Annotated in this window: 19 protein-coding genes and 1 tRNA gene; 9 read left to right on the plus strand and 11 right to left on the minus strand. The window is 57.6% G+C overall.

Annotation, left to right across the window (positions count from 1 at the left end; genetic code table 11):
- The first annotated feature begins 349 nt into the window (after positions 1-349).
- Positions 350-814, plus strand: a complete 465-nt coding sequence (locus tag F3J41_RS21860; RefSeq protein ID WP_059010242.1) for an Rrf2 family transcriptional regulator — start codon at positions 350-352, stop codon at positions 812-814.
- 12 nt (positions 815-826) lie between these two features.
- On the opposite strand, the gene F3J41_RS21865 is transcribed toward F3J41_RS21860, so the two are convergent.
- Positions 827-1,204 (minus strand): DUF1360 domain-containing protein, encoded by a 378-nt coding sequence (locus tag F3J41_RS21865; RefSeq protein ID WP_211075346.1) that lies wholly within the window; start codon positions 1,202-1,204, stop codon positions 827-829.
- 230 nt (positions 1,205-1,434) lie between these two features.
- On the opposite strand from F3J41_RS21865, the gene F3J41_RS21870 reads away from it, so the two are divergent.
- Positions 1,435-1,833 carry a helix-turn-helix domain-containing protein gene (locus F3J41_RS21870; protein ID WP_166712430.1) on the plus strand — a complete coding sequence of 133 codons (399 nt, stop codon included), beginning with the start codon at positions 1,435-1,437 and terminating at the stop codon, positions 1,831-1,833.
- Here F3J41_RS21870 and F3J41_RS21875 read toward each other — a convergent pair.
- Entirely contained in the window at positions 1,790-2,638 is an 849-nt protein-coding gene (locus F3J41_RS21875) for an AraC family transcriptional regulator (RefSeq protein ID WP_058781886.1), read from the minus strand. The two genes, F3J41_RS21870 and F3J41_RS21875, sit on opposite strands and share 44 nt — an antisense overlap.
- 653 nt (positions 2,639-3,291) lie before the next feature.
- Here F3J41_RS21875 and F3J41_RS21880 point away from each other — a divergent pair.
- Positions 3,292-3,618: a hypothetical protein gene (locus tag F3J41_RS21880; protein WP_166712432.1), complete on the plus strand. Its 327-nt coding sequence runs from the start codon at positions 3,292-3,294 to the stop codon at positions 3,616-3,618.
- Here F3J41_RS21880 and F3J41_RS21885 read toward each other — a convergent pair.
- Positions 3,615-4,433 carry a DUF4225 domain-containing protein gene (locus F3J41_RS21885; protein WP_166712434.1) on the minus strand — a complete coding sequence of 273 codons (819 nt, stop codon included), beginning with the start codon at positions 4,431-4,433 and terminating at the stop codon, positions 3,615-3,617. The two genes, F3J41_RS21880 and F3J41_RS21885, sit on opposite strands and share 4 nt — an antisense overlap.
- Positions 4,434-4,515: 82 nt before the next feature.
- Here F3J41_RS21885 and F3J41_RS21890 point away from each other — a divergent pair, with 82 nt between their 5' ends.
- Complete coding sequence (locus tag F3J41_RS21890; RefSeq protein ID WP_150059700.1) at positions 4,516-4,998, plus strand: type VI secretion system tube protein Hcp; 483 nt, start codon at positions 4,516-4,518, stop codon at positions 4,996-4,998.
- A 147-nt stretch (positions 4,999-5,145) separates the two neighbouring features.
- Here the strand turns inward: F3J41_RS21890 and F3J41_RS21895 are convergent.
- From F3J41_RS21895 to xylF, 5 genes are all read right to left on the minus strand, one after another.
- Positions 5,146-5,240: transfer RNA gene (locus F3J41_RS21895), tRNA-Sec, on the minus strand.
- A 60-nt stretch (positions 5,241-5,300) separates the two neighbouring features.
- Positions 5,301-6,479 (minus strand): D-xylose utilization transcriptional activator XylR, encoded by a 1,179-nt coding sequence (gene xylR, locus F3J41_RS21900; RefSeq protein WP_166712436.1) that lies wholly within the window; start codon positions 6,477-6,479, stop codon positions 5,301-5,303.
- A gap of 93 nt (positions 6,480-6,572) precedes the next feature.
- Positions 6,573-7,754, minus strand: a complete 1,182-nt coding sequence (xylH, locus tag F3J41_RS21905) for a xylose ABC transporter permease XylH (RefSeq protein ID WP_058758166.1) — start codon at positions 7,752-7,754, stop codon at positions 6,573-6,575.
- Positions 7,747-9,267, minus strand: coding sequence for a xylose ABC transporter ATP-binding protein (locus tag F3J41_RS21910; protein WP_058758165.1), 1,521 nt, complete (start codon positions 9,265-9,267; stop codon positions 7,747-7,749). The genes xylH and F3J41_RS21910 overlap by 8 nt, the downstream gene beginning before the upstream one ends.
- A gap of 27 nt (positions 9,268-9,294) precedes the next feature.
- Entirely contained in the window at positions 9,295-10,287 is a 993-nt protein-coding gene (gene xylF / locus F3J41_RS21915) for a D-xylose ABC transporter substrate-binding protein (protein ID WP_058758164.1), read from the minus strand.
- Positions 10,288-10,645: 358 nt separating this feature from the next.
- On the opposite strand from xylF, the gene xylA reads away from it, so the two are divergent.
- The 3 genes from xylA to F3J41_RS21930 all read left to right on the plus strand — a co-directional run bounded on the left by xylA (position 10,646) and on the right by F3J41_RS21930 (position 14,501).
- Positions 10,646-11,968, plus strand: coding sequence for a xylose isomerase (gene xylA, locus F3J41_RS21920; protein WP_166712438.1), 1,323 nt, complete (start codon positions 10,646-10,648; stop codon positions 11,966-11,968).
- Between the two features lie 17 nt (positions 11,969-11,985).
- Positions 11,986-13,428 (plus strand): xylulokinase, encoded by a 1,443-nt coding sequence (xylB, locus tag F3J41_RS21925; protein WP_166712440.1) that lies wholly within the window; start codon positions 11,986-11,988, stop codon positions 13,426-13,428.
- Positions 13,429-13,568: 140 nt separating this feature from the next.
- Entirely contained in the window at positions 13,569-14,501 is a 933-nt protein-coding gene (locus F3J41_RS21930) for a GlxA family transcriptional regulator (RefSeq protein WP_141496809.1), read from the plus strand.
- On the opposite strand, the gene F3J41_RS21935 is transcribed toward F3J41_RS21930, so the two are convergent.
- Positions 14,486-15,481, minus strand: coding sequence for an acyltransferase (locus tag F3J41_RS21935; RefSeq protein ID WP_058775591.1), 996 nt, complete (start codon positions 15,479-15,481; stop codon positions 14,486-14,488). The two genes, F3J41_RS21930 and F3J41_RS21935, sit on opposite strands and share 16 nt — an antisense overlap.
- 204 nt (positions 15,482-15,685) lie before the next feature.
- Between F3J41_RS21935 and glyQ the strand changes: the two genes are divergently transcribed.
- On the plus strand, positions 15,686-16,597 hold the full coding sequence (gene glyQ, locus F3J41_RS21940) for a glycine--tRNA ligase subunit alpha (protein ID WP_021506863.1): 912 nt from the start codon (positions 15,686-15,688) through the stop codon (positions 16,595-16,597).
- 9 nt (positions 16,598-16,606) lie between these two features.
- Complete coding sequence (glyS, locus tag F3J41_RS21945; RefSeq protein ID WP_166712442.1) at positions 16,607-18,676, plus strand: glycine--tRNA ligase subunit beta; 2,070 nt, start codon at positions 16,607-16,609, stop codon at positions 18,674-18,676.
- 51 nt (positions 18,677-18,727) lie between these two features.
- On the opposite strand, the gene selB is transcribed toward glyS, so the two are convergent.
- Complete coding sequence (selB, locus tag F3J41_RS21950) at positions 18,728-20,581, minus strand: selenocysteine-specific translation elongation factor (RefSeq protein ID WP_166712444.1); 1,854 nt, start codon at positions 20,579-20,581, stop codon at positions 18,728-18,730.
- Complete coding sequence (selA, locus tag F3J41_RS21955; RefSeq protein WP_166712446.1) at positions 20,578-21,957, minus strand: L-seryl-tRNA(Sec) selenium transferase; 1,380 nt, start codon at positions 21,955-21,957, stop codon at positions 20,578-20,580. Before selA ends, selB begins: the two co-directional genes overlap by 4 nt.
- Positions 21,958-21,963 lie beyond the last annotated feature (6 nt).

Raw genomic sequence — 21,963 nt, forward strand, 5'->3', positions numbered from 1 at the left:
TTGAATTTTATATATTGCGTATGATCAAGAACAATAAAATAATTATTTGTAGTCTATGTCCTACAAGATTAAATTAATTATAAAAGGGAAATGGTTATTCCGCCTGGAGGAGTTATCTTTCCTGGTGGGAAATAAATATTCCCTTTCTTTCACTCAGTTCATTAATTAATTAACTGATGCCCAATCGCCTTTTCACCGTAATTTCTTTTACTGTGGCGGTCTGCCTTTTCCCATTTGGCAGCCTGATTAACGCGGATGCCTGGTCAGGGCGTCATCCACGCTCAGCCGGGATAAATTGTTGCCGCCAGCGTGGTTTGCTACAGTAGCGGGAATTTCAGAGGAAACGTCCATGCCACGCGATAACCGCCTGTCCCGCTCGCTGCACGCGCTCATTCATCTTGATCGTCACGTTAAACGCGCTACTTCCGATGCCATGGCAAAAATGCTCGGCACCAATCCGGTGGTGGTGCGTCGCATGATGTCGGGGCTGCGTGAAAAGGGGTATCTGGTGTCGGAAAAGGGACACGGCGGCGGCTGGGAGCTGCGCGCGGACCTGCGCGATATCACGCTGCTGGATGTGTACCAGGCCATCGGCTCACCGGCGCTGTTCAGCATTGGCCCGGCGGCCGATCCTTCGCCCTGCCTGGTGGAACATGCGGTAGACGCCCGGCTCGACCAGGCGCTGGGTGAAGCCGAAGCGTTACTGCTGCAGCGCTTTAGCCAGATTACCGTGGCGGACATCGCCGACGATTACCTGCAAAAAATGGCCAGTCTTGGGCTGGATCCGCACACCTTTCCGCGCTGCAGCGACTAGCCGGCGCGGCCGTTAATCCTGCTTCTGCAATTTGATCTGCGCGTCATGTTTCATCACATGCGTGGTGACGGCGGCCTGAAACACTTTAAACATCATACCGCTGACAAACGTGGTCAGCGTCAGCGTGATGAAGGCTGTCATGATCCAGTCGACCAGCGGCCAACCGCTGTTCAGCAGCGTCGGGTGGTAAATCAGCATCGCGGCAAACACCACCCAATGGCTCAGGCAATAGAAACAGTGAAACAGATGGCCGAGCAAGGCGTGTTTGCGTGCGGTCCAGGCGCGCAAACCGGCAAACAGTTCGGTCTGCGTCATGGTCATCGCGATGCTGGCTGAGGCTAGCGCAATCGCCACACAGACACCCAATTCAGACGTTATAAATGCTTGCATAGACTTTTCTCCTTCATGTCGTTAAGCGCAGTGAGAGCTGCTGATCATCTTTCATGTAACTTACAGTATTACATGATGGGTCATGCCGCAACTGCGGTTTCCCGCGCCTGAACATGGGAGAGTATATTGGCGAGTTATCGCTATTTATTGGCTTTATGCGCAAACACAGCCAGTCGTCCTGTTTTTACAATGTCGCAGATTGAGTCGCACCACGGCATCAGGAGGAGAGGATGGATATTAACGCAGCTTTTATGCATCAGCTGATGATGTGGATAGAGGCGAATATTGAACAAAAGCTCATGCTGGAGACGGTCGCACAGCGGGCCGGTTATTCGCAGTGGCATTTGCAGCGGCTGTTCCGCAGCTACACTGGCGTGGCGCTGGGAGCCTATATCCGTGAACGCAAGCTGACGGCTTCCGTCATCACCCTGCTCAGCAGTAACACGTCGCTGATGCAGATTGCGCTGCAGTTTGGCTTCGATTCACAGCAAACCTACTGCCGCACCTTTCGGCGCATGTTTGACCTGCCGCCGGGCGCTTATCGCCGCAAATACCGGCACAGCCTGCCACCGATTGACGGTCCGGCTAGCCTGCTGATGCTGCATTCGCAGAGTCGGCTGGCGTCGTAAAGTATTTGCCTGGCGTTGAGCCGAAGGCGGCGCGAAACGCGCTGATATAGCTGCTGACGCTGTCGAAGCCCACCTGCCAGGCAACCTGCTGCACACTGTGGCCTGCCGCCAGCCCTTCCAGCGATTTCAGCAGGCGCGACACCTGACGATATTTACTCAGGCTCATGCCAACCGCGCTGGACCAGTGGCGACTCAGGCTGCGCGCGCTCAGACCAGCCCACTGCGCCAGCTCCGGCCCGGTGCGTGTATCAGCCGGATCGTCCATCAGCAGGCGTGCAATCTGCCGCAGCCGCGGCTCATCCGGCAGCGGCAGGGTGAGTTCCTGCGGCGTGGATTCGTACAGTTCATCAAGAAACACCTGACCCAGCCGGGTATAGCGCGCGCTGCTCCACAGTTCAGGCTCCAGCACCGCCAGCCGTTCTGCCAGCGGCTCCAGCACGGTCGGGCAGGAGAGCAGCACCGGCCGATCCGGCAACGGCGCAGCCAGCGCTTCGTCAATCAGTACCGTCCAGCCCAGCACGCGCCCCGGCCCGACAAGGGCATGGTCAAACCACGGCGGAATCCAGCCGACCAGCCGCGGCGGGTTAGCAAAAATGCCCGACGAGGTGTTCACCGTCATCAATCCCTGGCGCAGACAAAACAGCTGACCGGCGGCATGACGATGCGTGCGTCGCTCGCGATCCAGCTCCTTCGACAGTGACACGGCAATGACTTTGGGCGCATCCGGTCGCATCAGCCGCTGGCGCAGCTCTTCCTTACGCGGATCGCCAGAGAACGGAAGGTTGTCGGATGGATGGATGAGCATGGCTGGGCCTGAGTGGTGAGTGGCGGAAGATCACCGATGTAGGGTGATGTTTTTAAATTATGAATTTAAGAGATTCATAGCTACTGGTTTTGACCGGAGAGTTGAACCTGATACAAGAACCGGGCAGCTCTCACATTCATACTACCGATCAAGTCATTCAGCACAAGCCGGTTTACTGAATCTGGCAGCAGATCGCAGCAATAACTAAAAACCTGAAAAATTATGAGCGTTCCGAGCAAAGACAGTGTTGCCCTTTTGGTCTGATGACTTTATGAATTTGAGGGTAGTGATTCCGGTTTCATTTATGCTTAATTGATACCGGATTTGCAGGCAGCACATCAAACTTGAGTTTCGTGCAAGTTTTTTAATGATTCATATCTAACGAGTCTGAGTGAGAGCGTATAAGCCAGAAGCTACTTTAAATCCTCAGGCTTGGTTGTTAATATCAAAACTTATTAATTCATTGATTTATATGACGAAGAGTGGATTGATGTATTTTTTATTTTATAGATTGAGATGGGTATTGGAGCCATGCCACTTTGTATTCATATTTCAATCAAACTGGCGTGGCATACCTGGATTTCATGTGGCTTTTCATCATTGGATTGTGATATATTTGATTCGGAACAGGATGTCTAATCGGGATGATTTATATGAACGAATATGAGAAAAAGCTGTTTGATAATGGTTTCACTAGTAAAGATATCGGTAAGCTCAGGAGTATCGTAAAAAAGGATGAGTCCCAATCTGATACCCTTAAAACTCTGGTTATTGATTTAAGCAAACGTTTTTGGGGAGGTGTTATCGGAGTATCTATATTGATCCTCATAGGATTATATGGTGCCCTTAATGCCGATAAATCAGATTTCCTCTCTTATGTGATTGTCCTTGGCTTCGCTTTTTTGATTATCTATTTCGTTACTCCATTGAGATTATCCTGGAAAGCCTATAGGTTTATTAAGAAGAACGATAATAGTTAATTATTTGCAGGGTTGTTTTGCATTTGATAAAGATTCAAACCTATTCCAGTCCCTTTGATCGCCGCTCCTGCACCTTTTATAGCAAGGGCGGGCTTGCTCATAGTCTGAACTTTGCGATAATAATCAGCAGGAAGATATTTGTATAATCTCCAGGCTTCCGGCTTTAATGTAAGTTTGAAAATACCATAATAAGAGGTGGTTAAATCAACTACCTGATATGCAAGTAATCCCAGCCTTTGGTCAAATCCAAAAAACTCAGCTATATCCTCATATGCGTCTCTGACCGGATTTGAAGGGTTAGGTACACCTCTCAGCTTTCCAATTCCTTCAATACCTGAACCTACACCATTCATAATGAGTGTTGAACCGGCGATTACGCCTAGCACATTGCCTGTTGCTGCAGACCCGACTAATACACCCGCCCCTGCCACAATTTGTAAGCCACTTAGGACAACGCTTATACCGTCAATAACATAACCGATGACCTTTTCATTATCATGGTAGAACTTTACTGATGAGGATATCGTCGCCTGGCCGGTTCTGAGCATTCTGTCCTGAATTGAAAGGTTATGAGACTCTTTCTTAAGATTCTGAATGCACTCCTGACATTGTTCATCGCTGGTAGCAGAACGGATGGTATTAAGTTGAAGATTAATGAAGTCCCGTACTTCATCATGAAATCGCATCCTAAGCATTCCATCTTTCAGATGAATGAGAGAAAGATTGTTAGCTAAGCTTACTATTTGATTTGCCTGAAGATTACCCATTGTGAGGAAGTAATCTGAAAATCTGTTCTTATTCCAGTAGTTGTCCATAACGATACCTTTGTGTAAACATAGCTTTCAATTAACAGGGCTAATCAGATCCTAAAATAACTGGAGTCGAAAAGGAAGACAAATGAGCATTGATATTTTTCTCAAAATTGAAGGCATCACAGGCGAATCTCAAGACTCGAATCATAAGGGATGGATTAATGTTGATTCTTTTACCTGGGGTGCCAGTCAGCCAGGCAACATGAGTGTGGGTGGCGGTGGTGGTGCAGGAAAAGTGCAGTACCGGGACCTAACAGTTCAGACTCATATCGACAAAGCCACACCAGCAGTGATGAAGTATGTTTCGAACGGCAACCATATTAGTAAGGTGGAACTTTCCGCCTGTAAGGCAGGGGGCAGCCAAACTGAATATTGCAGGATAACATTGGAAGATGTCCTTATTACCAACGTTCTCTTCAATGGAGCAAACCATTCAGAGCTTTTAGCCTTATCTTATCAGTTTCAGGCTTCAAAAGTTAAGATTCAGTATTGGGAACAGTCTTCCTCTGGCGGTAAAGGTGCTGAGTCGCAGTCGGGATGGGATATTAAAAGTAATAAGGAAGCTTGAATGAGTACGTATCTGAAAGGCACCCTGTAAATATTTAAGGTAGTTCTCTCAGATGCGTTCATTAGCGTTAACGAAAGATTAGAGTTAGCGCTAATTATAGGTTGTAAAAATGATCACCTGAAGCGGTGGAATTCAGAAAAAGCAAATTGGCGGAAGATCACAGGAGTCGAACCTGCCCGGGACCGCTGGCGGCCCCAACCGGATTTGAAATCCGGCCGCCTCACCGGAGACGACGATCTTCCTTTGAAGATGCCGCGCAGTATAGCGGCAATTGGCGGTAAAATCTTGATCGCAGCGGGGCGTTATTGCACCTTCTCGCCGTGATGCTGCCGATACTCCTTTGGCGTGGTGGCGTAGCTTTTCTTAAACACCGAATAGAAGTACTGCAGGGAAGGATAGCCGCACATCTGCGAAATTTCATTAATATTCAATGAAGAGCAGGCCAGCAGTTCACGCGCTTTCTCCAGCTTCTCGCGGTGAATCATGGCGTGAATGGTGTCGCCGGTCTCATCGCGAAAACGTTTTTCCAGATTGGAGCGCGACAGGCCAATCGCATCCAGCACCTGTTCGACCTTGATGCCTTTACAGGCGTTAAAGCGGATGTAATGCATCGCCTGAATCACCGCCGGATCGCGCAGCGAGCGAAAATCGGTAGAGCGGCGGGCAATGACTTTTACCGGCGGCACCAGAATGCGTTGCAGCGGCAGCGTTTGCCGATCGAGCAGACGATGCAGCAGTTTGGCGGCCTGATAACCCATCTGGCGCGTACCCTGGGCTACCGAAGAGAGCGCCACGCGGGACAGATAGCGCGTCAGCTCTTCGTTATCGATACCGATTACGCTGAGCTTCTCCGGTACCGGAATTTTCAGGTGTTCACAAGCCTGCAGCAAATGGCGTGCACGCGCGTCGGTCACCGCGATAATGCCGGTCTGCGGCGGTAGCGTTTGCAGCCAGTCGGCGAGGCGGTTTTGCGCGTGCTGCCAGTTTTCCGGCGCGGTTTCCATCCCCTGATACACCACGCCCTGATAGCGCTCGCGCATCACCAGCTGGCGAAACGCCTGCTCGCGCTCCTGCGCCCAGCGTTTGCCACTGGCGGCGGGCAGGCCGTAAAACGCAAAGCGATGAATGCCTTTCTCTTTCAGATGCAGAAAGGCACTCTCCACCAGCGCAGCGTTGTCGGTGGCGATGTAGTGCACCGGCGGATAATCCTGCTGCCGGTGATAAGAGCCACCAACGCCGACAATCGGCACCGGCACATTGCTGAGCAGGCTCTCGATCGAGCTGTCGTCGTAATCCGCAATGACGCCGTCGCCCAGCCATTCGCGGATGTTGTCGATGCGGCAGCGGAAATCCTCTTCAATGAAGATATCCCAGTCGGTTTGCGAAGCCTGCAGATACTCGCCGACCCCTTCCACCACCTGACGGTCATACACCTTGTTGGCGTTAAACAGCAGCGTAATACGGTAACGTTTTTCGTGCATCGTGGCGCGCTCCCTTAAACCTGTTGCGCATTGCATAGCACGGCGGAGAAGGCAGCAGAAATTGTTTGCGCCACATTGTGATCGCCCACGCGATTACACCCGGCGGCGCGTAGCCGTATCCATCCACACCGCCAGCAGTAAAATCGCCCCTTTAACGATGTACTGCCAGAAGGTCGGCACGTCCATCATGCTCATGCCGTTATCCAGAGACGCCATGATGAAGGCGCCCATCACCGCGCCGGCCACCGAACCGACGCCGCCCGCCAGGCTGGTGCCGCCAATCACGCAGGCAGCGATGGCGTCCAGTTCGGCAATATTGCCCGCTGAGGGCGAGCCAGCACCAAGACGTGAACTGAGGATCAGGCCGGCAATAGCCACCATGACGCCGTTGATGGCGAACACCGCCAGCTTGGTGCGCGCCACGTTGATGCCCGACAGGCGCGCTGCATCAATGTTGCCGCCGATAGCATAAATCCGTCGTCCGAAGGCGGTGCGTGTGGCCATAAACATGCCGCCGAGCAGCAGCAGTGCCAGCAGCAGGACCGGTGTCGGCACGCCGCGGTAATCGTTCAGCAACCAGATGGCACCCAGCACCAGAACAGCGGTAATCGCCTGGCGTGCCACCGTGCCGCTGGCGGCCGGTTGTGATAACCCCAGCTGCTGGCGACGCAGCCGTAGCCGCCATTGCCAGAGAATAAACAGTGCCAGACCGGCGAAGCCGAAGCCAAAGCCGACGCCGCCGGGCAAATAGCTTTGTCCGATCTGCGACATCGCCGGCGTTGTTGGCGCTACGGTGGTGCCATCGGTAATACCAACCAGAATGCCGCGAAACGCCAGCATGCCCGCCAGCGTGACGATGAACGAGGGCACTTTACGGTACGCGACCCACCAGCCATTCCAGGTGCCCAGCAACAGGCCAAGCACCAGCGTTACCACGATGGTCAGCGGCAGCGGCCAGCCGAGCCAGACGTCAAAGATGGCCGCGGCACCGCCCAGCAGGCCCATCATCGAACCGACGGAAAGGTCGATCTCCGCCGAGATAATGACAAACACCATGCCCACCGCGAGGATGCCGGTGATGGCGGTCTGGCGCAGCAGGTTAGAGACGTTGCGTGGGCTAAGCCAGGCACCGTCGGTGGTCCAGGTGAAGAACAGAGCGATAAGCACAATCGCTCCCAGCATCACCAGCACCTGCAGATTGAAGCGCGGAAACTTGCCCGGCGCTGGCTTGCCCGGGGTACCGGACAGGCTCTGGCTACTTTCAGTTTTAAGCATAATGTTCGCTCCGCAGGGCAGCTTCCATGACCTGCTCCTGAGTCAGGTTGTCGTTAATCAGATCGGCTTTGATTTGCCCTTCGTGCATCACCAATACGCGGTCACTCAGACCCAGCACTTCAGGCAGTTCGGAGGAGATAACAATCACCGCGATGCCCTGCTGCACCAGCGCGTTAATCAGCAGATAGATCTCCTGGCGAGCGCCGACGTCGATGCCGCGCGTCGGTTCGTCCAGAATCAAAATGCGCGGATTGAGCAGCAGGCATTTGGCGAGGATCGCTTTTTGCTGATTACCACCGCTGAGGCGGCCAATCGCCAGCTCGGGTGAGGAGGTTTTGACACGCAGACGGCGGATAGCATCGTTGATCGCCTGCTGCTCCTGGGCTTCATCCAGCGTGGAGAAGCGATGGCTGTATTGATCCAGCGCGGCCAGCGTGATGTTTTTCCCCACGCCCATCAGTGGCACGATGCCATCTTTTTTCCGGTCCTCCGGCACCATGGCGATGCCGTGCGCAATCGCGGCCCGGCAATCGTCGATCTTCACCTGCTGGCCATCAATCCAGATTTCGCCCTGCCAGCGACCGGGCCAGACACCAAACAGGCACTGGACCGTTTCGGTGCGTCCTGCGCCCACCAGCCCGGCAATACCGAGAATTTCGCCGCGCTTCAGGCTGAACGACACATTATTAACGCGGCGCACATGGCGGTTGACCGGATGCCAGGCGGTGAGGTTTTCCACTTTCAGTACCGTTTCGCCGATCTCGTGCGGCTGGTGCGGATAGAGTGCGGTGAGCTCGCGACCCACCATCATCGTGATGATGTCATCTTCACTCAGCCCGGCCGCTGGCCGTGTGGCGATGTGCTGACCATCGCGAATCACACAGATGGTGTCCGAAATCGCTTTGACCTCATTAAGCTTGTGGGAGATGTAGATGCAGGCAATACCGTGCTCGCGCAGGTTAGTGATAATCCCAAGCAGCACTTCGGTTTCCTGTTCGGTGAGCGACGAGGTCGGCTCATCAAGGATTAGCAATCGCACCTGCTTATTCAGCGCCCGCGCGATCTCTACCAGCTGCTGCTGGCCGAGACCGAGCTCGCCAACTTTGGTAGCAGGCGAAACGTTAAGTTTGACCCGCTCCAGCAGCTGCTGGCAGCGCAGCGTCATGGTTTCATCATCGACCATACCGAAGCGACCGAGCTCGGCACCGAGGAAAATGTTCTCCATGACCGTAAGCTGCCGCACCAGCGCCAGCTCCTGATGAATAATCACAATGCCTTTACGCTCGGTGTCGCGGATGGTTTGCGCCTCGATGCGATCGCCGGCAAAGCGAATTTCGCCGTCAAATTCGCCGTGCGGGTAAAGCCCGCACAGCACTTTCATCAGCGTCGATTTGCCCGAGCCGTTCTCACCGCACAGCGACATGACTTCACCGGCTTCGAGCCGCAGGCTGACGGCATCCAGCGCTTTTACCGCGCCGAAACGCTTGGTGATGTTGTTCATTTCCAGCAGCATCGATCTGCTCCTTCGCGTTTCAGGCGCTTAGAGTTCGCTCTGTTTATGGAAGCCGTCTTTCACTACGGTGCTTTCGATGTTGTCTTTGTTGACCGGAATCGGCTTCAGCAGGCGCGACGGCACCTCTTTCAGGCCATTATTCAGCTTGCTGTTGCTGGCGGGGGTTTTGCCATCGCCCAGTTCCACCGCAATTTTTGCCGCTTCGGTGGCAAGTTCGGTGATGGGTTTGTACACCGTCATGGTTTGCGTGCCGTTCATGATGCGTTTGATGGCGGCGAGATCGGCATCCTGACCGGAAATGGCGACTTTGCCCGCCAGTCCCTGCGCGCTCAGCGCCTGAATGGCCCCACCAGCGGTGGCATCGTTGGAGGCAACGACGGCATCAATGTGGTTGCTGTTAGCGGTCAGCGCGTTTTCCATGATTTTCAGCGCATTCTCTGGCAGCCAGGCATCAACCCACTGATCGCCCACCACTTTGATGCTGCCGTTATCGATGTAAGGTTTTAACACTTTCATCTGGCCGGCACGGAACAGACGTGCATTATTATCCACCGGCGATCCGCCCATCAAAAAGTAGTTCCCTTTAGGTACCTGTTTAACCAGACTTTCGGCCTGCAGTTCGCCGACTTTTTCATTATCAAACGAGATATAAAAATCGATGTCGGCATTATTAATCATGCGGTCATAAGCGAGGACTTTAATGCCTTCGCGTTTCGCTTCGGCCACCACATTACTCAATACCTGACCGTTATAAGGAATGATGACCAGCACATCGACACCGCGGTTGATCATATTTTCAATCTGTGAGATTTGCGTCTCTTCATTGCCGTTGGCCGACTGGACAAATACTTTGGCCCCAGACTTTTCCGCCTGGCTGACAAAAATGTCCCGGTCTTTCTGCCAGCGTTCCAGACGTAAATCATCGATCGCCATACCGATTTTCACTTCTTTCGCCAGCCCGGCGTGGCTGAACAGGGCCAGTGCAGCGCTGAGGGCTAACAGCGTGTGTCTCATTTTCATCATGGTCATCCTGTAGGTTGAGGCTATTGTCGTTGTAAGGCTATGAACCAGGGCGGATGAATTGTTGCCCCGCGACGTGAACAACATCAATTACTGATTTTTATCCTGCTATTACGTTTTTTTGTTTATTTGTGATTCTTTGAGCGCGATCGAAATTTTACGCGGCCATCTGTTAAATCTTGCAGCGGCGCTGCGCGCCGGTACGCGATGTAATTAAATACATGGATTTGCGAGCTGCCGCACAAATAATAATTATCTTAAGTTCAGTGTGAAATATCGTAATTGAGCTGAACGCTTACGCCTCCGCAAAATAACGCTTCACTGCTGACCATTCGGGTCTGATGCTAAGGAGCACAACATGCACGCTTATTTCGACCAGCTTGAGCGCGTTGGTTATGAAGGGGCCAATACCCCTAACGCACTGGCGTTTCGTCATTACAATCCGCAGGAAGTGATTCTGGGTAAAACCATGGCGGAACACCTGCGTTTTGCCGCCTGTTACTGGCACACGTTCTGCTGGAACGGGGCGGATATGTTCGGCGTGGGGGCCTTTGATCGCCCGTGGCAGAAAAATGGCGATGCGCTGCAGCTGGCGAAGCTCAAAGCGGATGTCGCGTTCGAGTTCTTTTACAAACTCAACGTGCCTTATTACTGCTTCCATGATGTCGATGTGTCACCGGAAGGTGATTCGCTGCGCAGCTACCGGGAAAACCTGGCGGTAATGACCGATAAGCTGCTGGAAAAACAGCAGGAAACCGGCGTCAGATTGCTGTGGGGCACCGCGAACTGCTTTACGCATCCCCGCTATGCGGCCGGCGCGGCGACCAGCCCGGATCCGGAAATTTTCGCCTGGGCAGCCAGCCAGGTGTGCAGCGCGATGCAGGCGACGCAGACGCTGGGCGGTGAAAACTATGTGCTATGGGGCGGACGCGAAGGATACGAGACGCTGCTGAATACCGATTTGCGGCAGGAGCGCGAGCAGATCGGGCGCTTCATGCAGATGGTGGTGGAGCACAAGCATAAAATCGGTTTCCAGGGGATGCTGCTGATTGAGCCGAAGCCGCAGGAGCCGACTAAACACCAGTACGACTTTGATGTCGCGACGGTCTACGGTTTCCTCCGGCAGTTTGGCCTGGAAAAAGAGATCAAAGTGAATGTGGAAGCCAACCATGCCACGCTGGCGGGTCACTCTTTCCATCATGAAATTGCGACGGCGATTGCGCTGGGCATCTTCGGTTCGGTCGATGCCAACCGCGGTGACAGCCAGTGCGGCTGGGATACCGACCAGTTCCCGAACAGCGTCGAAGAAAACGCGCTGGTGATGTACGAGATCCTCAAAGCGGGCGGGTTCACCACCGGCGGCTTAAACTTTGATGCCAAAGTACGGCGCCAGAGCACCGACAAATACGATCTGTTTTATGGCCACATCGGCGCGATGGATACCATGGCGCTGGCGCTGAAAGTGGCGGCACGTATGGTGAGCGATGGTGAGCTGGATAAGCGCGTGGCGCAGCGCTATAGCGGCTGGAATGGTGAGTTCGGCCAGCAAATTCTGAAAGGTGAGTTTTCTCTTGCCTCGCTGGCGGCGCAAGCTCAGCAACAGCAACTCAATCCGCAGCATCGCAGCGGACGCCAGGAGCAGCTGGAAAATCTGGTGAATCACTATCTGTATAATTTCTAATCCATCGGGAGCGAAGCATGGTTATCGGGATCGATTTAGGCACCTCCGGCGTCAAAGTGGCGCTGCTGGATGCGCACGGCCAGGTTCAGGCAACGGCCAGCGCGCCGCTGCAGGTGACGCGTCCGCAGCCGCTATGGAGCGAACAGGATCCCGAAAGCTGGTGGCAGGCCACCGATAGTGCCATGCAGGCGCTGGCGCAGCAGCACGATTTACGCCACGTCAGCGCCATCGGTTTTAGCGGCCAGATGCACGGCGCGACGCTGCTGGACGCCGCGCATCAGGTGCTGCGTCCGGCGATATTGTGGAACGACGGGCGCAGTAGCGCGCAGTGTCACGAGCTGGAGCAGCGCGTGCCGTCGTCGCGTCAGATTACCGGCAACCTGATGATGCCGGGTTTTACCGCGCCCAAATTGTTGTGGGTGCAGCAGCATGAACCGGCGATATTTGCGCAGGTAGCAAAAGTGCTGCTGCCGAAAGATTATCTGCGCTGGCGGATGAGCGGCGATTTCGCCACCGATATGTCAGATGCGGCCGGAACGATGTGGCTGGATGTGGCACAGCGCGACTGGAGCGATGCAATGCTGGCGGCGTGCGGGCTGAACCGCAGCCACATGCCGCAGTTGTTTGAAGGCAACCAGATTACCGGCACGCTGCTGGCGGAAATTGCGGCGCGCTGGGGGATGGATCCGGTGCCACTGGTGGCCGGCGGCGGCGACAATGCGGCTGGCGCCGTGGGCGTTGGCATGGTTGAGCGAGGGCAGGGCATGCTGTCGCTCGGCACCTCCGGCGTCTATTTTCTGGTGAGCGAAGGCTATCTCAGCAATCCGCAACGCGCCGTGCACAGTTTCTGTCATGCGCTGCCGCAGCGCTGGCATCTGATGTCGGTGATGCTGAGTGCCGCCGCCTGTCTGGACTGGGCCGCTGCGCTGACCGGCTGCGACGACGTGCCGCACCTGCTGGCCGAAGCTGAACGCGCCAGCGCGCAGGCCACGCCGGTATGGTTTTTGCCTTATCTTTCCGGCGAGCGCACGCCGCACAATAATCCGCAGGCACAGGGAGCTTTCTTTGGCCTGACGCACCAGCACGGCCGGCCGGAACTGGCGCGCGCGGTGCTGGAAGGCGTGGGTTTTGCGCTGGCGGAAGGCATGGATGCGGTGCATGAGTGTGGCGTACTGCCCAACACGGTGATGCTGATTGGCGGCGGTGCGCGCAGCGCGTACTGGCGGCAGATGCTGGCGGACATCAGCGGACTGACGCTGGATTATTGTCACGGCGGCGAGGTGGGGCCGGCACTCGGTGCCGCGCGCCTGGCGCAGCTGGCGGTGGACCCGGCCAGCGAATGGCCGGCACCGGCGTTAGTGCAGCGCCATCAGCCGGACGCCGCGCAGCATCAGGCTTATCAGCCGCGCCGTGCGCGCTTTGCGCAGCTATACCAGCAGTTGTTACCACTGATGTCCTGATTTGGCTGACGCATGGCCGGATGAGGTCGCAAGGCGTTAACAGAGTCGGGTATGATGGGAAGAATCGCTGAAGATACGTGGCCGGATTTGGCTGCGCATCTTCGCCCATCGTTACCCCTTCATCGCCTGAGGAACCCACCATGCCGCAGCCCGTCTATTTTCTTGTCCTGCCGGGCGTCATGGCGCTCGACCTCACCGGGCCGGCAGAGACGCTGCAGCTGGCGGGCGGACATTTTGCGCTGCACTACATTGGCCCGCAGGCGAGCGTCACCTGCTCGACCGGCATGACCATTGCTGATATTGCACCGCTGCCCGCCACGCTACCTGATAACAGTCTGCTGATTGTGCCCGGCGTGTTCGATTCCCGCATCTGGTTCGATACCGGGGCAGCCGGGCAGGCGCGCGACTGGCTGCGCCAGCAACGCAGCGCGATTCATACGCGGCGCATTACCCTTGTGTGTATTTGCTCCGGCGCGCTGCTCTCCGCGCAGGCTGGTCTGCTGGATGGCGTACAGTGCACCACGCACCATGATGTGTTGCCGCGCCTGAAAGCTGCCGCGCCGGCTGCGCTGGTGAAAGACAACCGTGTGTTTGTGGAAGATGCCGGCATCTGGACCAGCGCGGGGATTACTGCGGGTATCGATCTGGCGCTGCACCTGATCAACCGTCTGTGCGGCGCGCGGCAAGCGCTAACGGTGGCGCGGGAGATGGTGGTGTGGTTCCGCCGCTCGGGTGACGATCCGCAACTGTCGCCGTGGCTGCGTTATCGTAATCATCTGCATCCGGCGATTCATCGCGCGCAGGACGCGATGATTGCGCATCCGGAACATGACTGGTCGCTGGGCGCGCTGGCCGAACGTGCCCACGTCAGCGAGCGCCATCTGACGCGCCTGTTTCGCCAGCATCTGGGTATCAGCGTGCGGGAATATCACGAGCAGCTGCGGCTGGTAATTGCGCGCCAGCGCCAGCAGCAAGGGGAGGCGGCGGAGAAAGCGGCGCTGGCCGCCGGCTTCTCCTCGGCACGCCAGCTGCGCCGCGCCCGGCAGCGCTGGGACGATCAGCTCACCAGGTGATGCTTGTCCACGCGTTTTAGCAACATCGCCAGCAGCAGACTGCCCAGCAGGGTTACGCCAAAGACCCACGGCAGATCGAGCCACGGCCGTGACATATCGTCGTAATGATGGGTACGCAGATAGTGAATGAACAGCGCATGGAAACCATAAATCGGCAGCGAATAGCGTGAAATGGTTGCCAGCAGCGGCAGCGGCCGGTGGTTCAGCACATTTTTAAACAGCACCAGCAGGCTTATCGCCGCGATAAACACCAGTGGGCCACAGTAAAGATACCAGGTGTCATTAAACGCGCCGTTAATCTTCAGCATCTGTCTGGTGCCAAGCGCGATACCGATGACGCAGGCGATAAAACTCAGCCCGGCCAGCCAGCTGATGCCGCGCCTGTCGGTATCCATCACGCCAATCGCCCGTCCAAGCAGCGCGTACAGCAGGTAGTAAATCGAGTCGCCGCTGACATACAGATTGACCGGCAGCCAGTGGAACGGCCCCAGCGACTGGCTGACGGTGTTCGGATTGGCGATCACCGCAAGGATCAGCACCAGCAGCGCCACATAGCGCGGCGGCACGTTTTTCACCTGAATCAGCGGAGACAGCAGGTAGATGCCGATAATGGCGAAGAAGAACCACAGATGGTAGAACACCGGCTTCTGCAATAGCTTCAGCAGCGATCGGCCTTCGCTGATCGGCGTCAGCCAGGTGATGTAGGCCAGCGCGACGGCACTGTAGAACAGCAGGCACAGCACAATGCGCAGCAGATGACGGCCCTGCGCGCTGCGTTCGCCAAAGAACAGATAACCGGAAATCATGAAGAACAGCGGCACGCAGACGCGCGAAGCCGAGTTAAGCAGATTGGCGACGTCCCAGCTGGGGCCGGTGACTGCCATCGGTCCGGTGATGTACCAGGTGGTGGTGTGAATGACGATCACCATCAGACAGGCGACCGCGCGTAAGTTATCAATCCAGCAGATTTTTTGCGACATGGCTTCCTCGTGCGTACTCCGTGCGAAGAAGGGTAGCCAGTGCACAGCGGGCCAACAACCCCCGCAGCCTGGATTTCGGAGCTCTCTGTTAACCGCCGCACAACCGCACCCGCCTGCGCCAGGATTTCCGGCTGCACAATGCGCGGTCAAAGGGTATACTGTCGCACTCTTTTTAAATCCACCCGTATCGCGTGCGAATTCAACATGCAAAAGTTTGATACCAAGACCTTTCAGGGCCTGATCCTGACCTTGCAGGATTACTGGGCGCGTCAGGGCTGCACCATCGTCCAGCCGCTGGACATGGAAGTGGGCGCTGGCACTTCTCACCCTATGACTTGCCTGCGTGCTCTCGGGCCAGAGCCAATGGCGAGCGCCTACGTGCAGCCATCGCGCCGTCCCACCGATGGCCGCTACGGTGAAAACCCGAACCGTTTACAGCACTACTACCAGTTCCAGGTGGTGATTAAGCCGAACCCGGACAACCTTCAGGAGCTGTACCTCGGATCGCTGAAAGAGCTCGGTATCGACCCTGGCGTGCATGACATTCGCTTCGTCGAAGATAACTGGGAAAACCCAACGCTGGGCGCCTGGGGGCTCGGCTGGGAAGTGTGGCTGAACGGCATGGAAGTCACGCAGTTCACCTACTTCCAGCAGGTCGGCGGCCTGGAGTGTAAGCCGGTGACCGGCGAGATCACCTACGGTCTGGAGCGCCTGGCGATGTACATCCAGGGCGTGGACAGCGTGTACGATCTCACCTGGAGCGACGGCGCGTTCGGCAAAACCACCTACGGTGACGTGTTCCACCAGAACGAGGTGGAGCAGTCGACCTACAACTTTGAGTACGCCGACGTCGATTTCCTGTTCAGCTGCTTCGAGCAGTATGAAAAAGAGGCACAGCAGCTGCTGGCGCTGGAAAAACCGCTGCCGCTGCCAGCCTATGAGCGCATTCTCAAAGCCGCGCACAGCTTCAACCTGCTTGATGCGCGCAAGGCGATCTCGGTAACAGAGCGCCAGCGCTATATCCTGCGTATCCGCACCCTGACGAAAGCCGTGGCGGAAGCCTATTATGCCTCCCGCGAGGCACTCGGCTTCCCTATGTGCAACCGTAATAAGTAAGAGGCAGCCATGACCGATAAAACTTTCCTGGTGGAAATTGGCACCGAAGAGTTGCCTCCGAAAGCCCTGCGCAGCCTGGCAGAAGCCTTTGCTGCGCACTTTACCGCTGAGCTCGATAGCGCCGGTCTGGCGCATGGCGACGTCAGCTGGTTTGCGGCACCGCGTCGTCTGGCGCTGAAGGTGGCACAGCTGGCGGCCGCGCAGCCCGATCGCGAAGTAGAAAAGCGCGGCCCGGCCGTCGCTGCGGCATTTGATGCCGAAGGCAAGCCGACTAAAGCGGCAGAAGGCTGGGCACGTGGCAACGGCATCACCGTAGAGCAGGCTGAGCGTCTCAGCACTGACAAAGGCGAGTGGCTGGTGCATCGTGCTGCGGTAAAAGGCGAAAGCGCGCAGGCGCTGCTGCCGCCGATGGTCGCGACCGCGCTGAGCAAGCTGCCGATTCCAAAACTGATGCGCTGGGGCGCCAGCGACGTGCAGTTCGTGCGTCCGGTGCACACCGTGACGCTGCTGCTGGGTGATGAGCTGATTCCGGCCACCATCCTCGGTATTCCGTCCGATCGCGTTATTCGCGGCCACCGCTTCATGGGCGAGCCGGAGTTGACGCTGGACAATGCCGATCAATATCCGCAGCTGCTGCAGGAGCGCGGTAAAGTGATCGCCGATTACGCCACGCGTAAAGCCAAAATCAAAGCCGATGCCGAAGCCGCCGCGCAGCAGCTGGGCGGTAAAGCCGACCTGAGCGACAGCCTGCTGGAAGAGGTGGCTTCGCTGGTGGAGTGGCCGGTGGTGCTGACGGCGAAGTTTGAAGAGAAGTTCCTCGCGGTACCGGCTGAAGCGCTGGTGTACACCATGAAAGGGGATCAGAAGTACTTCCCGGTTTACGCGGAAGATGGCCAGCTGCTGCCCAACTTCATCTTCGTCACCAACATTGAATCGCGCGATCCGCAGCAGATCATTGCCGGTAATGAAAAAGTGGTGCGTCCGCGTCTGGCCGATGCCGAGTTCTTCTTCAACACCGACCGTAAAAAGCGTCTGGAAGATAACCTGCCGCGTCTGGAAACCGTGCTGTTCCAGAAAGAGCTGGGTACGCTGCGTGACAAAACCGACCGTATTCAGGCGCTGGCCGGCTGGATTGCCGCGCAGATTGGCGCTGATGTCAATCACGCCACGCGCGCTGGCCTGCTGTCGAAGTGCGACCTGATGACCAATATGGTGTTCGAGTTCACCGACACTCAGGGTGTGATGGGCATGCACTACGCGCGCCACGATGGCGAAGCGGAAGATGTGGCGGTCGCACTTAACGAGCAGTACCAGCCGCGTTTCGCCGGTGACGATCTGCCGTCCAGCCCGGTGGCCTGCGCCGTGGCGATTGCCGATAAAATGGATACCCTGGCCGGTATCTTTGGCATCGGACAGCATCCGAAAGGCGATAAAGACCCGTTTGCGCTGCGTCGTGCCGCGCTGGGCGTGCTGCGTATCATCGTTGAGAAGAACCTGCCGCTCGATCTGCAAACCCTGACGGAAGAAGCGGTGCGCCTGTACGGCAGCAAGCTGAGCAACGCCAATGTGGTTGATGATGTCATCGACTTCATGCTGGGTCGTTTCCGCGCCTGGTATCAGGAAGAGGGCCACAGCGTTGACACCATTCAGGCGGTGCTGGCGCGTCGTCCAACCCGTCCGGCCGATTTCGATGCACGTATGAAGGCGGTTTCGCACTTCCGTACGCTGGAAGCGGCTTCGGCGCTGGCGGCGGCTAACAAGCGCGTGTCGAATATCCTGGCGAAAGCCACCGAAACCCTGAACGACAGCGTGCAGGCATCCCTGCTGAAAGAGAACGCTGAAATTCAGCTGGCGACCTTTGTCACCGCGCTGGGCGACAAGCTGCAGCCGTACTTTGCGGAAGGCCGCTATCAGGATGCCCTGGTGGAGCTGGCGCAGCTGCGCGAAGCGGTGGATAACTTCTTCGACAACGTCATGGTGAATGCCGATGACGAAGCGGTGCGTATCAATCGCCTGACGCTGCTGGCGCAACTGCGCGAACTGTTCCTGCAGGTGGCGGACATTTCGCTGCTGCAGTAAGCGATGGGCAGAAGTGAACCGAAGGGACGAGCAATCGTCCCTTTTTTTGTTTCAGGCGGCAGAAGGGGTGAACAGGCGCGCGTCGCGAAGCAGGTGATCGTTACCGCGACGGCGGGTAAAGCCGCTGCGGTCAAAGAATTCCAGAATCTGCACCGCGACTTTGCGGCCGGTACCCAGCTGGTTGCGGAAGTCAGCGGCGCTGGTGCTGCCTCCGGCGGCCGCACGCTGACGAATCAGATCGGCGAAGATCTGGATCTGCGCGCTGCGGTAGTAGCGATCGCGCACGATCGCCGTGATATGGCCGAGACGCGCCGCGGTGAGTAATAAACCGCGAATCTGCTCTTCATCCTGCTGCAGCGCATCGGCAATATCGCGCACCCACAGTGGCTGGTCGCTGAATAGCGGCTCGACCTGCTGCCACAGCGTGGCTTCCTGTGGATTAAAGCGCGGCGCGAAGTCGGGCAGGTGCAGCCAGCCCTGTTTCTGCCGCAGCTCGCCATGTGCCAGCATCTGATCGATTAATCCCGGCACCAGCGGTGCCGGCGCATGCGGCAGCGCCACACGGCGCAGGCGATCGTGGCCGATGCCCGGCAGCTCCGGGTGCTGCTGGTGGAAGGCGCTCAGCGCTTCCCGTAAACGCTGCTGCCAGGCGCTGGCCATGGTGTCGCTCATCAGGCTGACACCCAGCCGCGCCGGATTCAGCGGCAGCAGCAGCGCGTCCAGCGCTGGCGCAGTGAGCTGGCGCGCCCAGCCGAGCTCGTCATACGCGGCCGGTTGATACGCCAGATGCGCCTGCAGGCTGGCGCTGTCATCGTGCGCCGCGGCCAGCTGCTGTAGCCACTGCAGATAGTCCGGCTGGCGTTTACCGCGCTTTTTGCTGTCGCACAGCAGTACGCGTCCGCCGCCCAGCGTGTGCTGCGCATTGCTGTCGCGGATAATTATCCGATCGTTTTCCGCCAGCCACAGCGGCTGGCTGAGCACCAGTTCAGCCACATCGTCCGTGAGCTGCGTTAAGCGGCCGGTGACGTGGCTGGCCGCGTGATGCAGATGCACCGGCTGTGAGGCCGTTTTCAGCGGTTGCAGCAGGCGCAGTGCAACGATCAGCCGCTGCGTGCCGGCGAGACGTGGCTGCGCCAGCAGCCAGTCGCCGCGCGTAATCTGTGCCTTCTCCACGTCACCGACGATATTCAGCGCGATGCGCTCGCCCGCCTGCGCGCGCGTCACCGGCTGGTTCTGCGCATGCAGCGCCCGCACGCGCAGCGGCAGGTTCAGGCTGCTGAGCCACAGCGTGTCGCCCACCCTGACTTCACCGCTCAGCGCGGTGCCGGTGACCACCAGCCCGGTGCCTTTCAGCGTGAAAGCGCGGTCGATGGCGAGGCGGAAACGGCGGCCAGGCTCAAACGCCGGTGCGTTCAGGCTGCTGAGGTGCTGGCGCAGCGTTTCAATGCCCTGCAGCGTATGGCTGCTGGTAACAAACTGCGCTGCCGCTGGCCAGCCGAGCTGCTGCGTGAGCTGCGCGACCTGCTGCTGCACCTCTGCGATGCGTGCGGCGTCAACGCGGTCGGCTTTGGTCAGCGCCACGCTCAGCGGCGGCTGTCCGGCGAGGCTCAGCAGCTGTAAATGTTCACGCGTCTGCGGCATCACGCCATCGTCACAGGCCACCACCAGCAGCGCATGATGGATGCCGCCGATGCCGGCCAGCATGTTGGCGAGAAATTTTTCATGGCCAGGCACATCAATGAAGCCCAGGGTGCGGCCATCGGGCTGCGGCCAGTAGGCATATCCGAGATCGATGGTCATGCCGCGCCGTTTCTCTTCCGGCAGGCGATCGGCATCAACACCGGTCAGGGCCTGCAACAGTGCGGTTTTACCGTGATCGACATGTCCGGCCGTGGCAATAATCATGGTACTAAGGTCCGTATCAGGGCGGCTTCGTCATCAAGGCAGCGTAAATCCAGCCACAGTTTGCCCTCCTGCAGGCGGCCGATCACCGGGCGTGCCAGCTGGCGCCAGCGCTGCGCCAGGGCGTTGAGCTGGCTGCCGTGACCGTCGCGTGGCGTGAAGGTGATAGCAAAGCTGGGCAGGCGTTCGACCGGCAGCGAACCGCTGCCAATTTGCGAGGAACAGGCGGCGATCGCCAGCGAAAAATCGGCGCTGAAGGCGTGCTCCAGCGCCGGCATCAGACGTTCAGCCTGTTGCAGAATATCGTGCGCGCTGCGCGTCAGCAGGCGCAGTGTTGGCAGCGCTTCATGCAGGGTTTCCGGCTGACGATAGAGCTGCAGCGTCGCTTCCAGCGCCGCCAGCGTCATTTTATCGACGCGCAGTGCGCGCTTCAGCGGATGCTGTTGCAGCTGGTCAATCAGCGCTTTTTTGCCGACGATAATCCCGGCCTGCGGGCCACCGAGCAGTTTGTCACCGGAGAAACTCACCAGGCTGACGCCGGCCGCAATCAGCTGCTGCGGCATCGGTTCGGGCGGCAATCCGTACGTCGTCATATCTACCAGCGAACCGCTGCCGAGATCGCTGATCACCGGCAGGCCGTGCGCGTCGCCTAACTGCACCAGCTCGGCTTCAGACACGGCATGGGTAAAGCCCTGAATCTGGTAATTACTGGTATGTACCTTCATCAGCAGGCCGCTATCCTCACCGATGGCGCCGCGATAATCCTTAATATGGGTGCGATTGGTGGTGCCGATCTCCACCAATCGGCAGCCCGCCTGGCGCATCACGTCAGGGATACGGAATGCGCCGCCGATCTCCACCAGTTCGCCGCGCGACATAATCACGTCGCGGCCCGCTGCCAGGCTGGCCAGCATCAGCAGCACCGCAGCGGCGTTGTTATTGACGATACAGGCAGCTTCGGCACCGGTTAGCTCGCACAGCAGTGCGCTGACTGCGCGATCGCGATGGCCGCGCGCCGCGTCGTCCAGCGCATACTCCAGCGTTACCGGCTGGCGCAAACAGGCGCTGACCGCCGCGATTGCGCGATCGCTGAGCTGCGCGCGCCCCAGATTGGTGTGCAGCACGGTGCCGGTCAGGTTAAACACCGGGCGCAGCGCGCTTTGCTGCTGCTGCTGCGCGCGGCGCAGCGCTTCATCCGGCCAGCTGGCGTGCCAGTGTGGTAACGATTGATGTTGCTGAATGTGGTCGCGCGCCTCCTGCTGCATGCCGCGCAGCTGACGCGTGATAAAGGCGGTACCGGTTTGTGCCAGCAGCGGCTGCAGCGCCGGATCGCGCAGCAGGCTGTCGATGGCAGGGAGCTGACTGTAGAGGGCTTTCATCACATC

The organism is Pantoea sp. Ap-870 (genome assembly GCF_011752515.1).
GTDB lineage: Bacteria > Pseudomonadota > Gammaproteobacteria > Enterobacterales > Enterobacteriaceae > Pantoea > Pantoea dispersa.

What these genes read in the sequence shown, in the direction of transcription:
- F3J41_RS21860 (WP_059010242.1), top strand. Translation starts at nt 350, where the DNA reads ATGCCACGCGATAACCGCCTGTCCCGCTCGCTGCACGCGCTCATTCAT.
- F3J41_RS21865 (WP_211075346.1), bottom strand. Translation starts at nt 1,204, where the DNA reads ATGCAAGCATTTATAACGTCTGAATTGGGTGTCTGTGTGGCGATTGCG.
- F3J41_RS21870 (WP_166712430.1), top strand. Translation starts at nt 1,435, where the DNA reads ATGGATATTAACGCAGCTTTTATGCATCAGCTGATGATGTGGATAGAG.
- F3J41_RS21875 (WP_058781886.1), bottom strand. Translation starts at nt 2,638, where the DNA reads ATGCTCATCCATCCATCCGACAACCTTCCGTTCTCTGGCGATCCGCGT.
- F3J41_RS21880 (WP_166712432.1), top strand. Translation starts at nt 3,292, where the DNA reads ATGAACGAATATGAGAAAAAGCTGTTTGATAATGGTTTCACTAGTAAA.
- F3J41_RS21885 (WP_166712434.1), bottom strand. Translation starts at nt 4,433, where the DNA reads ATGGACAACTACTGGAATAAGAACAGATTTTCAGATTACTTCCTCACA.
- F3J41_RS21890 (WP_150059700.1), top strand. Translation starts at nt 4,516, where the DNA reads ATGAGCATTGATATTTTTCTCAAAATTGAAGGCATCACAGGCGAATCT.
- xylR (WP_166712436.1), bottom strand. Translation starts at nt 6,479, where the DNA reads ATGCACGAAAAACGTTACCGTATTACGCTGCTGTTTAACGCCAACAAG.
- xylH (WP_058758166.1), bottom strand. Translation starts at nt 7,754, where the DNA reads ATGCTTAAAACTGAAAGTAGCCAGAGCCTGTCCGGTACCCCGGGCAAG.
- F3J41_RS21910 (WP_058758165.1), bottom strand. Translation starts at nt 9,267, where the DNA reads ATGCTGCTGGAAATGAACAACATCACCAAGCGTTTCGGCGCGGTAAAA.
- xylF (WP_058758164.1), bottom strand. Translation starts at nt 10,287, where the DNA reads ATGAAAATGAGACACACGCTGTTAGCCCTCAGCGCTGCACTGGCCCTG.
- xylA (WP_166712438.1), top strand. Translation starts at nt 10,646, where the DNA reads ATGCACGCTTATTTCGACCAGCTTGAGCGCGTTGGTTATGAAGGGGCC.
- xylB (WP_166712440.1), top strand. Translation starts at nt 11,986, where the DNA reads ATGGTTATCGGGATCGATTTAGGCACCTCCGGCGTCAAAGTGGCGCTG.
- F3J41_RS21930 (WP_141496809.1), top strand. Translation starts at nt 13,569, where the DNA reads ATGCCGCAGCCCGTCTATTTTCTTGTCCTGCCGGGCGTCATGGCGCTC.
- F3J41_RS21935 (WP_058775591.1), bottom strand. Translation starts at nt 15,481, where the DNA reads ATGTCGCAAAAAATCTGCTGGATTGATAACTTACGCGCGGTCGCCTGT.
- glyQ (WP_021506863.1), top strand. Translation starts at nt 15,686, where the DNA reads ATGCAAAAGTTTGATACCAAGACCTTTCAGGGCCTGATCCTGACCTTG.
- glyS (WP_166712442.1), top strand. Translation starts at nt 16,607, where the DNA reads ATGACCGATAAAACTTTCCTGGTGGAAATTGGCACCGAAGAGTTGCCT.
- selB (WP_166712444.1), bottom strand. Translation starts at nt 20,581, where the DNA reads ATGATTATTGCCACGGCCGGACATGTCGATCACGGTAAAACCGCACTG.
- selA (WP_166712446.1), bottom strand. Translation starts at nt 21,957, where the DNA reads ATGAAAGCCCTCTACAGTCAGCTCCCTGCCATCGACAGCCTGCTGCGC.